Raw genomic sequence first — 11848 nt, 5'->3', positions numbered from 1 at the left:
ACCAACCAAGGAGCAACACCATGCTGATATTAACGAGACGGATAGGCGAAACCCTAATGGTAGACGACAACGGAAAACTAACCGAAGTCACCGTGCTGGGCGTTAAAGGCAACCAAGTGCGATTGGGCATAACCGCAGAAAAGAACGTAGCCGTAGACCGCGAGGAAATCTACCGCAGTAAACAAGCCCAGCGCAACAACGTGGCCACCATGACCGACGAGCGCCAGCGCTTGGTTGCTGGGTGAGGAGTAGCTAATGAAAACGATCAAATTAAAAGGCGCTGGTGCCAGAAACTTTTTTGCTGAGCGAATGGTTGATCAGCATGGAAATGAAGCGCTTAACCAAACTGCTGGCCCCATGAAAAAAGCAGTTCAGGAAGTCATTGATATGCGTTTATCGAGCAGAGGCACTGGGGTTGATCTGCGTGATGTTGTAGGGCCGCTAAGCAAATCTTAAGAAAGGTGGCACCGGAAAGCGCCAACTTTCCGATGCCTGCCACAATCAACAGGAGCAACACCATGCAAACAGTAATGAACCCAGTAAATCGTGACGCCAAGCAGGCTACCACGTCTCCCTTAAGCGATAAACTCGCCATCTACATTGGCGAGATCCAACGCCTGCAAACCCAAGTGCACTACTGGCGCGGGCGGCTTGCCAAAGCCGAAGAATTCACCAACCACCGGCGCGGCGACGAAGACGCCGACGTGTACTACTGGCAAGGCAACGGCCACGACAACGTAAAAGACATGGCCAACGGCCTAGCCATTGTCATCAGCGCCAGCGAACTTCGCACCGCACTTGCCGCCGCCGGCCGCATACCCGACGCCCTGCAACACAAGCTCACCAGCATGTCGCAAGCCGTCCACTTCTACGCCGCCCAAGCTAAATACAGCGGCTCGTGGACAGTAGGCGACAACACCCACGTTATGGAAGATCGCGGCCGCATAGCGCGCAATGCTTTGGAGTTTTCGGCCAAAGGTATGCAGTCGTGAAATGGCTATTGGGTTTGGGTTTGGGTTTGTGTCTGGTGATTTTGGTGTGGTGGTTTGCTTATGCCGCCTGCCAAATGGCAAAGGACGAACAACCATGAAGGGCGGGGCGCTTTCGCGCCGCGCTGCCATGCTCTGCCAAAACCCAAAGTTTCGGCTTTGGCTAGACCGCATGCGCAACGCCAAATATCCAATGGACATACCCGACGGCACCCACGACGAAGAAGACGCCCGCGACTTCTTTTTAGTGGCATGCAATATCAAGAGCCGCGCCGAACTGGACCACAAACCCGAAGCGGCGGCGATGTTTAACAAGATCAATATTAATTTTCAGAAATTTATGGGGCAATTATGAAACTACTCGACGAACTAAAAGAAAGAATCGTACAAATGGGCAGCAGCTCCAGCGCTGGCCGTCTTGCGCGTATCGGCGCCAGCATGTGCCACGACAGCTATTCATCAGTGCCTTTCCTCGATATCAGTGTGGGTTTTGACCAATCCAATCGCGAATTGGTAAAGCGCTGCCTGTTTATCACCGACGAGCCCGATTATTCCAACGCCGATCAATTTGAGTTTTTGCATTGGTTAGAGCAGCGCGGCTGGGACATTGAGCGGTGGAGTAATAAGTGACCAAAAAAGTTTGTGTTGTTATCGGCAGCGGCCCGTCTAGCCACGAAGTACAGCGTGTTGCCGCTGCACTAGCTGAGCACTGTATTGCGATAAACGAAAAAGAGGGTTCTGCGCGTGAGCTTGAAATCACACCACACCCTCCTGTGGATATTGAATATGTTTCACCGCGCATAATCTCCCCAGCATACGGGCCAAAAAAGAAGCGCGGCAAGGGCAATAGGTATCATAGAACCCTTGAGCTTTGAGGACGATTAAAGATGAATAATTTAGAACGGAAACAAATGTTAGAGCGCGAAAGCGCGGCTGTTGAGCGCCTTAATTCGATACTTGGAAAGCCAAGTTCCTCTACAGCGAGTTGTTCTACAGAAAATCGGCAATCCCCGTATTTTGAAAGGAGAGCTGGCGAGAACGTAGCGCTGGTGACTGAAAGCCTTGATGAATTTGGCGAGACGCAGAAGACTCGACGAATGTTATCAGAGAAGACAGCAAAACGACTACTAATCGAATTAGCCGATTTGCTGTAGAACCCAAATATGCAGCGGTTTATCCGCTGCCGTGAACTGTTAAATTTTGGAGGCTCAAATGAGCGAACTTGAAGCACTTAGAGAAGTTTACAGAACAGGCATGGCTCTGCGCCAAACCGCGCCAGTAGATGACGATTTTCCAGAAGTGATGCACAACTTTGATGGTGCCCTTAGAGGTGCCAGCAAGGTCAGCAGCGACACCCCGCCACAGACAATTTCTGGCATTGCCCACGCTCAACATGACTGGGTGGAGCGCATGGGCTGGCACAACAAAACCGTGCTGGAAGCCCTTGCATTAATTGCTAGCGAAGTGGGCGAAGCCGTGAACGAATGCCGAGGCGACCACCCCACTGACAAGCTGGGAGAAGAACTGGCAGACATTATCTTGCGAGTACTCGACCTGACCGTAACCCAGGGGATCGACATCGAAGCCCAGCTACTGCGCAAGATGGCTATCAACGAAGCTCGGGGCACTCGCGGGCGCAAAATTTAACCTAGAGGTAACGAGCGCATGAATGAGAAAACGATGGAACAATTTGAAGCTTGGGCAGACGAAAAAGGCTTTTGTCTGGATCAAATTTTCATGAGCACCAATGGCGTGCCGGACAATCCTTACGAGAACGAAGATACCAAGCTCGCTTATGAAATATGGTGTGCGTCTCGTTCACCGAGTTGTTCAACGCGACGGTTCCCAATGCAACACGGGCTGGATATTGACTGGACGACTGCTGAGAAAATTTACGCCATGTATTCCGCGCTGTACGGAACCAGCCAGAGCCTCGAAAGGTTGGCGCAACGAGGCGGTTTCGACTGGAAAGAAGTCGAGATAATCCAAGCGGAATACAACAAACGGGTTAGGCGTTGAACACCCAGTTCGCGGGCTCCGTCCCGCGCAATGCGGTGTTATTAATTAAACGCTTTAATCGCCGCCGGTATGTCGATATCGGCCGGCAGCGGTAAGGGCATATCTTTAAAGTCGGTGTAGGTGCCAATTGTTTCGCGGTCGCCTCGGGCCGTTCCGTTTACCGCGTAATACGTGCTGCCTTGGAGTATCCATAGTGCAGTTTTTTTGTATTTTGACACTTGATAGGGGCAGCCAATGTATTCGCGGTTATTAATGGTTTTGTGGGTGCACCAAGCACCTTTGGCGTTGGGTACGTGCTCTGCGTAGGCGTAGTTTATAATGTCGAGCTGGTCATCGTAGGGGCCAGAGCAGGCAGTTATCACGGTAGATATAAATAACAATATGGCGCGGCGCATGGGCGAACTCCCTGTTCTGTGATTGGCAATTCTTGACCGGGTAGGGCAGGTGTATCACCTTGGCCACTCGGTTTGATTAACGGGCGATATTAATGGCGAAGGGTTGGGAAGTCCACGGCGGTACGCTGCGGGTGTATTTTTACTTTAATGGCGAGAAGTGCCGCGAGTCGTTGGGTATTGACCCAACGGCCGAGAATAAACGCTATGCCGAGGGTTTGGTAGCCACAATAAAGCACGAGATTAAGGCCGGTACTTTCGACTATTCCCGTCGTTTTCCCAATAGCGCAAAGCTTAAAGGCAATACCGTGGCGGTGTGGCTAGATACGTGGCTGCAGATTAAAGCCCGACAAGTGGCGCCCAGTACCATTTTAAATTACCGCCGTTGGATAAATGGCCATATTCGGCCGCGCTGGGGCAACAGCCAAGCCGACAAAATAGACTCTATTCACGTAGAAGACTGGATCGCTAACGATTTGAAGCACTTGTCCAACAAATCGATTAAAGAGATTGTGTCGTTAATGAACCAGGTATTTACCCTTTACCGCCAGCGCAATAAAACGGCGTTTAACCCAGTAGAGGGCATTAAGGTTTCGTTGCCAGACGACGAAGACCCAGACCCGTTCACCCGCGCCGAAATCGACTCCATCCTAAAAACCAAAACCAGCCGACAGGGCGAAATCAACTTTGCGGCGTTTTCGATGTGGAGCGGCCCAAGGCCTTCTGAATCAATGGCGCTGGGCTGGGATGATGTAGACCTAGACAACGCCCACGCATTGCTGCAACGCGCCATTGTGGCCGGGCAATACAAAGCCACCAAAACCAAGCGCTCTAAACGCAAAATCGATTTGCTAAAGCCAGCACTTGAAGCCCTGCGCAGCCAATATCAAATTACCGGCCACCTAGCACCCATAACAATAGACGTACTGCAGCGCGACAACCGCACCACGCGAAAAGAGCAATTTAGGCCGGTATTCATCAACACCAGAACGGGCAGCCCGTATACCGACATTCAGCTATATAGGCAGGGGTTCTGGGTACGGCATTTGGCAAAAGCAGAGGTAAGGTTTCGCGGCCCAGTGAATTGCAGACACACATTCGCCTCGCAAGCATTAACCGCCGGATTAGATTTGTCGTGGATCATGGACCAAATGGGGCACACCTCCGAAGCAATGCTGCGCAGGAAGTATTCAAAATATATAAGAGAAGACGAAAGAATCAGCAAAGCAGACCTAGCCAACAAGCTCCTAGGCCTTTAACAGTCCCCGATTTAGTCCCAAAACAGACCCAAACCGATACTGCCAGAAATAAATCCCTTTACTATCAATCGTTTAAATGGCGGTGAGGGAGGGATTCGAACCCTCGAACAGTTTGACCCGTTACACGCTTTCCAGGCGTGCTCCTTCAGCCACTCGGACACCTCACCAAAATCGCTTGTTATGCAGTTTTAGATGGTTTTATGAGCGTCAGGCCGCACGCCTGCATGCTCGTTGTCGCGCTTTCTTTGATAAAGCGTCGGGGCACTCTTCAAGAATTTTCTTTAAATCAAATTACAGCTAGATTTAAGGGCGGCTACTCTAACGAAGTTTGGGTGCAATGGCAATTGCCAATTTGTTTTCAGTAAATTTGATGCTTATTGTTGGTGCGCTCAATTCCCTGTGCGCTATTTGGATGCATGTGGTGTGGTGGTTTTGATTTAAGTACTTGAGTTAATAGATGTTTAGCTTATGGAACATTTATTGCTGACATACAGTGTGTTTTTGCTCGTTGTGTCAGTTGGTGTTTAAATATTCTAAGGGATCCTATGGTGTATTCTCCTGAGATGGTGGCGCTATTGCAGCAGTTGCGTTCGCGAATTTTCGCGGAATTTGGGACGCGGATACGTTTGGCTGACCCAGAACTGCTTACAACGCTCGGAGGTTTGGGCAAAAAAAGCCGTGATCCTTTCACGCGTAAAACCGTAGTGGAAATCATGAAATTGGGCGGTTTGCCGTTTGAGTTAGAGCAATCGACAAAATCTTCAACACCAGCTGTGAAAAAGAATCTAGATCAAATAGAGATTATGTATCGTGGCAGTAAAGTGCTGCGTGATAAGGCGCAGAGCTCCGCTGCTGCTGCTGCAGAGGATGGTGTTACCGCAGGATCTACAGGGCAGCGTCAGTCTCGACAAATGTACAGAGGGCAGGTTGTCTACAAATGAGCGCTTGAGCTAACGATATTGTGTTGATTGGAAAATGGCCGCGACTTTGTCGCGGCCATTTTCGTTTAGCCACCGCTAATGTCTTGCAATACTTTCTGGTAGGTCTCTAGTGGTAGCGTTTCAGGTGCGACTGCAGCGCCGTCCATAAGTGCCTGCTGCATTCTCGCATTAAATTCAGCTGTGGTTTGATTGGCGTTAAGTGGGCTTGCCTCGATGGTCGGCGGCTTGCGATGTAGGGTGGCCTGTTCGTAATCATAGGCAATGCCTAGGCCGGTGCCTTCATCAAACTGGCGAACAAAGATTTCCATTCCTCGAGGCACACCAACGCTGTCGTCAAAGCCAACCGGAACAACGATAGACCCCATTTGTGTGGTCGAGCCAAAGTCGCAGGTTCTGCCGCCGCTTGGGCCAGGGCTAAGAATTAAGGCGTCGATCCGCACTTGCTCACCGGCGCTGTCTAAAACGGGATTGCCGTCGGCATCAACGAGTGCGTTCATTACTTGGGTGGTGTAGTCGCGCATATCGACAATGGCTTGTAGTTCGTCATCAGTGGGGGCGAGGTTGGGATCGTCTGCTGCGACGAGTGCAAACAACGCGGCGGTGCGGGGACCAACTCGACCTGTTTCTATGATGCCATCTATGCCGCTACACTCACTACGGTTGTGAGCCGTGTCGGCATCTACGGCCAGGCTACTAACGCAGTGGCGTTCGCTGCTGCCACCCTCGGCTTCAAATGCTTCAAAGTATTGGTTCATATCGTAGTGGCGCGTACCGGCACCTTTGCTTTCGAAGTCGGGCAGGTAGACGTCATAAATATTTGCGCCCATCTCTCGCATTTTTTCAGCGGCGGCGGCAATTAACTCGCCCTGAGTGCCGGTGCCAGCAGCGTCTGCAGAGGTGCCAAGTTGTTTAATAACACCGATATTCTGGCCTTTTACACCATAGGTGTCGCGGTCTAAATAGTTACTATAGTTACTTGGGCGCAACTCCTGAGGAAAATTTAGTGTTTTTGGATCACGGGGGTCGACACCAGCCATTGCAGTTAGCATTAGCGCGGCGTCTTTCACGGTGCGAGTCATTGGGCCGCCGGTATCGCGTTGATGTGACAGTGGAAAAATACCGTGTTGTGAGATAACGCCAAGGCTGGGTCGTATACCGACCAAGCCATTGACTGAAGAGGGGTGACGGATTGATTGACAGGTATCGCTGCCAGTGCCGCCTAGGGCAAAGTTCGCTGCAAGTGAGGCGCCGGTGCCAGATGACGAGCCCGCAGGGCTCTCGCTGGTATTGTAGGGATTGCTGACTTGAATAGCTCGATTGGAAAAGCCGGTAGTGAAAAATGCAAACTCGTCCTGATTGGCCTTGCCCAATATTAGTGCGCCGGCGTCGCGGAGTCCCGCGACAGAGTTCGCGTCGACACCGGCCTGGTGACCAAGCATGCTGTAGGAGCCCTGCGTACTAGGGTAGTCGAACGTATCGTAGTTGTCTTTCAGTAACACCGGCATGCAGTGCAGGTAGCGATTTCCAATGCCGCCATCGCGGGCGTAGAGCGCATCTAGATCCTTAGCGATATTTATTGCCTGGGGGTTTATCGCTAGGACGCCGCGGATCGGTAAGCCGCCATTCGGCTGGGGGTTGTCGTTATATGCGTATATGCGCTGTATATACATTTCCGTAAGGCTTTCGCAGCTTAAGGGGCTGCCGTCGGCGAGGACTCGTTCGCCGCGAAAGCCGGCATGAATCTCGTCAATGGTGGTTTCTTCTAAGACAAAAGGCGTGGGCTCGGTGGTGTTTGAGCGCGGCACTGATGAAGAACTGCTAGAGCCGCCGCAAGCGCCTAAGAGTGTTGATAAACAAAAGATATACGCGGGATGAACTCGCATAAAAGCTACCTCGTTAGTGAAACTAATTCCCTGTCTCGAAAGTGTAAGTTTTAAATGTAAGTAGTGAGTACATAAGCAGTTACCGTGCCACGGCCCCTGTTATAGGTCTCTTCGCCATGATTTACTGGCTAAACCTGTTAACTTTCTGTGTTACTCCTTATCATTGGCTTTTTAGCGAATGAAATTTGATGGCATATGACGATTAAGTGCACGATCGTGCCGGTGACGGCGTATCAGCAGAACTGCTCGGTTATGGTTTGTGAGGAAACCGGTAAAGCTGCGTTATTTGATCCCGGTGGTGATATAGAAAAAATTGAGGCCGCAATAAGCACTCTGGGCGGAACCTTGGACGTAATTTACTTAACCCACGGCCATATGGACCATTGTGCGGCTGCGGACGTGTTGCGGAAAAAGTACGGTGTCGAGGTTATCGGGCCCCAGAAAGAAGACGCATTCTGGATTGATAAGCTACCCGAGTGGTGCAAAATGACCGGTTTTCCCCATGCCGACCCATTTACCCCGGACCGTTGGTTGAATGACGAAGATACCGTCGAATTTGGCAATCAGAAACTGCAAGTTAAATTTTGTCCGGGCCATACTCCCGGCCATGTGATTTTTTTCCACGAACAAGCGCGCTTGGCGATTGTTGGCGACGTGCTTTTTCAAGGCTCGATTGGCCGTACAGATTTTCCCCGTGGCGACCACGACACCTTAATTGCGTCTATACAGAATAAGTTGTGGCCGCTGGGCGACGATGTCACCTTTATACCGGGTCATGGTCCAGCCTCGACATTTGGTCACGAGCGTGCGACCAATCCCTTTGTTGCTGACGAACGTTTTGCTTGATCTTTAAAATTAGCCATTTAGCAAGTAAGAGAAATATATGAGTAAGGGCTTAACCCATTTTGACCCTCAAGGTAATGCGCAAATGGTCGACGTGACCGACAAGGCTGTGACGCAGCGGGAAGCGCGTGCGGCGGGCTCGGTGAGCATGTCACCGGAAACTTTGGCACTTATTGCCAGTGGCGGCCATAAAAAAGGCGACGTGCTCGCCGTTGCGCGTATAGCCGGAATTCAAGGCGCTAAGCGCTGTGCAGACCTTATTCCCTTGTGTCACCCGCTTATGCTGTCGTCAGTTAAGGTCGAATTTGCGTTAGACCATGAGCGCAATGCGGTTGATATTATCGCGATATGTAAATTGGCGGGGCAGACTGGCGTGGAGATGGAAGCGCTAACGGCAGTTTCGGTGGCGGCACTGACAATCTACGATATGTGTAAGGCGGTTGATAAAGCCATGGTGGTGAGTGATATTCGATTATTGGCTAAATCGGGTGGTCGCTCAGGTGAATGGCATTTTGACGGAGCTGTTAAAGCATGATCAGCGTACGTTTTTTTGCAAAGTACCGCGAGCAGCTCGGGATCTCTACATTTACGGTGGCGGTAAATGAGATCGATCCAGGTAAAAGCACAGTGGCAACATTAAAAGCAGTGTTAGCCGCGAAAGGCGACGTCTGGCGCGAGATCTTGTATGCCGAAAATACGCTATGTGCGGTCAATCAGGATCTCGCCGGAGATAATGATGTTGTTGCAAGTGGCGATGAAGTTGCGTTTTACCCGCCTGTAACCGGGGGTTGATATGGATGTAGAGGTTCGCGTTAGCGAAGCTGATTTTGACGTCGGCGCCGAGTGCGTATCACTCAGTTCGAAAACTAGGCAATGCGGTGCGGTTGTTCAGTTTGTCGGCCTCATGCGAGACAGCAACCAAGGCGATGATGTGCTGACCATGGAGTTAGAACATTATCCCGGTATGACGGAACGTCGTATTTTTGAAATTATTGATCGGGCTGATCATCGCTGGCCCTTATTCGCGGTGACAGTTATTCATCGGGTAGGGATCTTGTATCCGCAGGATCAGATTGTGTTTGTCGGTGTTAGCGCGGCCCATCGCCATGACGCATTTCAAGCCTGCGAATTTATTATGGACTACTTAAAAACGGAGGCGCCGTTCTGGAAAAAAGAATGTAAGGCGGACGGTGAACAGCGCTGGGTTGATGCCCGTCAAACAGATCAAAATGCGCTAACGCGCTGGCAAAGCTAGCCCGCACGCGACAGGCGTAGTCCACTTGAGGTAGTCACGCCAATGAACAAAGTTGTACGTGCCGTGTATAATGCAGCGCATAAATAAAGTGGCGAAAAGCTGCAATTTCAAAATAGACAGGAAGCCTTATGAGTCTTGATCCCCGTGAGTTTAGAAATGCCCTTGGTCAATATCCAACAGGCGTCTGTGTTATTACGGCCAATCCCGAGGGTTACAAGCCCTTTGGAATGACGGTGAATTCCTTTGCTTCAGTGTCACTGGATCCAGCGTTGGTTTTGTGGAGTTTGCGCAATGACTCTGAATGTCTAGATGCCTTTAACAAGAGTAAGGTATTTACAGTCAACTTTTTGGCCAGTGATCAAGTTACACATTCGAATGCTTATTCGAAAAAGAACGACCACGATCTGGCGCCCGAGCACTTTCGTATAGGCAAAAGTGGCGCGCCCGTGTTGCGCGGCAGCTTAACGAGTTTTGAGTGTGAGATGTGGGCGAAGTATGACGGCGGCGATCATATTATTATTGTTGGTAAAGTAATCGAAATGGATACTAAACCGGGTAGCAAACCCTTAGTATTCCACGCTGGTAAGTATGGCGAGCTACGCTAAATAATGGGGAGTAGGGCGGTTGATGAATTACTGTAGTAATTGCGGGGCAAAGCTAATACAGCAGATCCCTGCAGACGACAATCGCCTCCGCCATGTTTGTCCTCAGTGCGACGTAGTACATTACCTAAACCCCAAAGTTGTGGTGGGGTGTTTGCCCATTGCCGGTGATAAAGTGTTGCTGTGCCGTCGGGCTATTGCGCCTAGATTGGGTTTTTGGACGATTCCTGCAGGTTTTATGGAAAACGGCGAAACCATGTTGGCCGGTGCGCTACGTGAAACGCTGGAAGAAGCTGCTGCCAAAGTCAAAGACGAGGCGCTATACCGCTTATTCGATATTCCCCATATCAATCAAGTGTATGTTTTTTACCGCGGTAATTTAGACGGTGGCTTTGGTATTGGCCCAGAGAGCCTAGAATCTAAATTATTCACCGAGGCTGAAATTCCTTGGTCAGAACTCGCCTTTCCGATTGTGACGGATGTTTTGACTGAATATTTTGAAGATCGGAAAACCGATACCTATCCAATTCGTGTTAGCACGCCAAGTCCGCTATGGGCTAAACACGTTGGCTGGAAGCCTAATTCAGAACGAACAGTAGAAGAATAAGACGTTTAAAATATCGCTGTGGGCATATTCCCTGATTCGGGCTATGGTAATGATAGGGCTTTTTTAAGCTTGCGCGGGCGATAGGCCCAGGTAAGGCCAGTAACTTTATTATTACCCTGTACAGGATTGCGCTATGGATTATGTATTTCACACGGTTGATGTTTTTACTCCCACGCCTTTTAACGGCGCCCAAATCACCGTATTTCCAAAAGCCGACGGTTTAACGGCTCGGCAAATGCAAATTATGGCAAGAGAAATAAATCACCCAGAAACGGTGTTTATTTTGCCGGGTAAAAATAATGTGAGTGCAGAGCTAAAAGTGTTCTCGCCACAAAGTGAGCGCGCAGTGGGTAGCCACAGCGTTGTCGCCGCTGCTCGGGCTTTGGTGCACAGTGCTGCCTTGCCTGTGGCTGAGCAAGGTTCAAGTACACAATTTTCGCAGAGCGATAAAATATTTGATGTGGTTTTATCGCAAGTCGACGGCCGGCTGTTAACTCAGCTGTCGATGTCGGTTAGCGCGCAAATTGATCGCTACGTACCTGATGCGAAGGAGCTGCAAGCGGTATTGGGCTTAGGGCCACATGACATTGAAACTCTAAAAGCCAAAACCTTGTTCGTGAGCTGTGACTCCTCCTATTTAATTGTACCGCTGCGGTCTTTAGACGCAGTATACCGCGCACGATTTAACCTGGAGGCTTGGGCCCGCAGCAGTGCCGGTTCCGCGCCAGTAAATGAGATATTGGTATATTGCCGAGAGACGGAATCACTGCAGACTGACTTCCACCTGCGTATACTAGGCGCCCATATCGCGCAGGACGAAAGTCCGCCGGTGGGCGCGGCCATTCCTGCTTTTGTCGCTGGCCTTTGTGAAACCCGTGGCTTAGCCGACGGTACCCACGCGCTCTGGTTGGAGCGGGGACACAAAGCACAACGCCAAAGTGTGTTAAAGGTCGAGTTCGTAAAAAAAGCAACGGCGGCGATGGTCGTCAGAGTCGGTGGTGACGCGGTGATGGTAGCCAGCGGTACGATGCGCGCCCCTGAAAATGAATAATAGACCA

General features: G+C 50.6%; 20 protein-coding genes and 1 tRNA gene. 18 read left to right on the top strand and 3 right to left on the bottom strand.

Going from position 1 to position 11848, the window contains the following annotated elements:
- Positions 1 to 20 precede the first annotated feature (20 nt).
- From csrA to ABD836_RS03755, 9 genes are all read left to right on the top strand, one after another.
- Positions 21 to 245, top strand: coding sequence for a carbon storage regulator CsrA (csrA, locus tag ABD836_RS03795; protein ID WP_344932490.1), 225 nt, complete (start codon positions 21 to 23; stop codon positions 243 to 245).
- Positions 246 to 255: 10 nt separating this feature from the next.
- Positions 256 to 456, top strand: coding sequence for a hypothetical protein (locus ABD836_RS03790; RefSeq protein WP_344932488.1), 201 nt, complete (start codon positions 256 to 258; stop codon positions 454 to 456).
- A gap of 62 nt (positions 457 to 518) precedes the next feature.
- Entirely contained in the window at positions 519 to 992 is a 474-nt protein-coding gene (locus ABD836_RS03785; RefSeq protein ID WP_344932487.1) for a hypothetical protein, read from the top strand.
- 1 nt (position 993) lies between these two features.
- Positions 994 to 1344 carry a hypothetical protein gene (locus tag ABD836_RS03780; RefSeq protein ID WP_344932486.1) on the top strand — a complete coding sequence of 117 codons (351 nt, stop codon included), beginning with the start codon at positions 994 to 996 and terminating at the stop codon, positions 1342 to 1344.
- Complete coding sequence (locus tag ABD836_RS03775; protein ID WP_344932485.1) at positions 1341 to 1619, top strand: hypothetical protein; 279 nt, start codon at positions 1341 to 1343, stop codon at positions 1617 to 1619. The genes ABD836_RS03780 and ABD836_RS03775 overlap by 4 nt, the downstream gene beginning before the upstream one ends.
- On the top strand, positions 1616 to 1864 hold the full coding sequence (locus ABD836_RS03770; protein WP_344932484.1) for a hypothetical protein: 249 nt from the start codon (positions 1616 to 1618) through the stop codon (positions 1862 to 1864). Before ABD836_RS03775 ends, ABD836_RS03770 begins: the two co-directional genes overlap by 4 nt.
- Positions 1865 to 1876: 12 nt before the next feature.
- The gene (locus ABD836_RS03765) at positions 1877 to 2143 is read left to right on the top strand and encodes a hypothetical protein (RefSeq protein WP_344932483.1); all 267 of its coding nucleotides are present in this window, start codon (positions 1877 to 1879) and stop codon (positions 2141 to 2143) included.
- A 58-nt stretch (positions 2144 to 2201) separates the two neighbouring features.
- On the top strand, positions 2202 to 2636 hold the full coding sequence (locus ABD836_RS03760) for a nucleoside triphosphate pyrophosphohydrolase family protein (RefSeq protein WP_344932482.1): 435 nt from the start codon (positions 2202 to 2204) through the stop codon (positions 2634 to 2636).
- Positions 2637 to 2654: 18 nt separating this feature from the next.
- Positions 2655 to 3008, top strand: coding sequence for a phiTE_015 family protein (locus ABD836_RS03755; RefSeq protein WP_344932481.1), 354 nt, complete (start codon positions 2655 to 2657; stop codon positions 3006 to 3008).
- 41 nt (positions 3009 to 3049) lie between these two features.
- On the opposite strand, the gene ABD836_RS03750 is transcribed toward ABD836_RS03755, so the two are convergent.
- A complete protein-coding gene (locus tag ABD836_RS03750; RefSeq protein ID WP_344932480.1) occupies positions 3050 to 3403 on the bottom strand; it encodes a hypothetical protein in 354 nt (117 codons plus the stop codon).
- Positions 3404 to 3495: 92 nt separating this feature from the next.
- Between ABD836_RS03750 and ABD836_RS03745 the strand changes: the two genes are divergently transcribed.
- Positions 3496 to 4659: an Arm DNA-binding domain-containing protein gene (locus tag ABD836_RS03745; RefSeq protein ID WP_344932477.1), complete on the top strand. Its 1164-nt coding sequence runs from the start codon at positions 3496 to 3498 to the stop codon at positions 4657 to 4659.
- 77 nt (positions 4660 to 4736) lie between these two features.
- On the opposite strand, the gene ABD836_RS03740 is transcribed toward ABD836_RS03745, so the two are convergent.
- Positions 4737 to 4826 (bottom strand) — tRNA-Ser (locus ABD836_RS03740).
- Between the two features lie 378 nt (positions 4827 to 5204).
- Here ABD836_RS03740 and ABD836_RS03735 point away from each other — a divergent pair.
- Positions 5205 to 5600: a hypothetical protein gene (locus tag ABD836_RS03735; RefSeq protein ID WP_344932476.1), complete on the top strand. Its 396-nt coding sequence runs from the start codon at positions 5205 to 5207 to the stop codon at positions 5598 to 5600.
- Between the two features lie 65 nt (positions 5601 to 5665).
- Here ABD836_RS03735 and ABD836_RS03730 read toward each other — a convergent pair whose 3' ends face one another.
- Positions 5666 to 7483, bottom strand: a complete 1818-nt coding sequence (locus ABD836_RS03730) for an amidase (RefSeq protein ID WP_344932475.1) — start codon at positions 7481 to 7483, stop codon at positions 5666 to 5668.
- Between the two features lie 195 nt (positions 7484 to 7678).
- Between ABD836_RS03730 and ABD836_RS03725 the strand changes: the two genes are divergently transcribed.
- The 7 genes from ABD836_RS03725 (at position 7679) to ABD836_RS03695 (ending at position 11841) form a co-directional block, all read left to right on the top strand.
- A complete protein-coding gene (locus ABD836_RS03725; RefSeq protein ID WP_344932474.1) occupies positions 7679 to 8329 on the top strand; it encodes an MBL fold metallo-hydrolase in 651 nt (216 codons plus the stop codon).
- A gap of 37 nt (positions 8330 to 8366) precedes the next feature.
- Positions 8367 to 8861, top strand: a complete 495-nt coding sequence (moaC, locus tag ABD836_RS03720; RefSeq protein ID WP_344932472.1) for a cyclic pyranopterin monophosphate synthase MoaC — start codon at positions 8367 to 8369, stop codon at positions 8859 to 8861.
- Positions 8858 to 9118 carry a MoaD/ThiS family protein gene (locus ABD836_RS03715; RefSeq protein WP_344932471.1) on the top strand — a complete coding sequence of 87 codons (261 nt, stop codon included), beginning with the start codon at positions 8858 to 8860 and terminating at the stop codon, positions 9116 to 9118. The genes moaC and ABD836_RS03715 overlap by 4 nt, the downstream gene beginning before the upstream one ends.
- Position 9119: 1 nt before the next feature.
- Positions 9120 to 9581: a molybdopterin synthase catalytic subunit MoaE gene (gene moaE / locus ABD836_RS03710; RefSeq protein ID WP_344932470.1), complete on the top strand. Its 462-nt coding sequence runs from the start codon at positions 9120 to 9122 to the stop codon at positions 9579 to 9581.
- 128 nt (positions 9582 to 9709) lie between these two features.
- Positions 9710 to 10186 (top strand): flavin reductase family protein, encoded by a 477-nt coding sequence (locus ABD836_RS03705; RefSeq protein ID WP_344932468.1) that lies wholly within the window; start codon positions 9710 to 9712, stop codon positions 10184 to 10186.
- Positions 10187 to 10208: 22 nt separating this feature from the next.
- A complete protein-coding gene (locus ABD836_RS03700) occupies positions 10209 to 10790 on the top strand; it encodes an NUDIX hydrolase (protein ID WP_344932466.1) in 582 nt (193 codons plus the stop codon).
- A 133-nt stretch (positions 10791 to 10923) separates the two neighbouring features.
- Positions 10924 to 11841: a PhzF family phenazine biosynthesis protein gene (locus ABD836_RS03695; RefSeq protein WP_344932465.1), complete on the top strand. Its 918-nt coding sequence runs from the start codon at positions 10924 to 10926 to the stop codon at positions 11839 to 11841.
- Positions 11842 to 11848: the final 7 nt, after the last annotated feature.

It is taken from the genome of Zhongshania borealis, from assembly GCF_039539625.1.
In the GTDB taxonomy this organism is placed as follows: domain Bacteria; phylum Pseudomonadota; class Gammaproteobacteria; order Pseudomonadales; family Spongiibacteraceae; genus Spongiibacter; species Spongiibacter borealis.
Note: the sequence above shows the minus strand (reverse complement) of the source record. Positions and strands in the feature narration are given on the sequence as shown.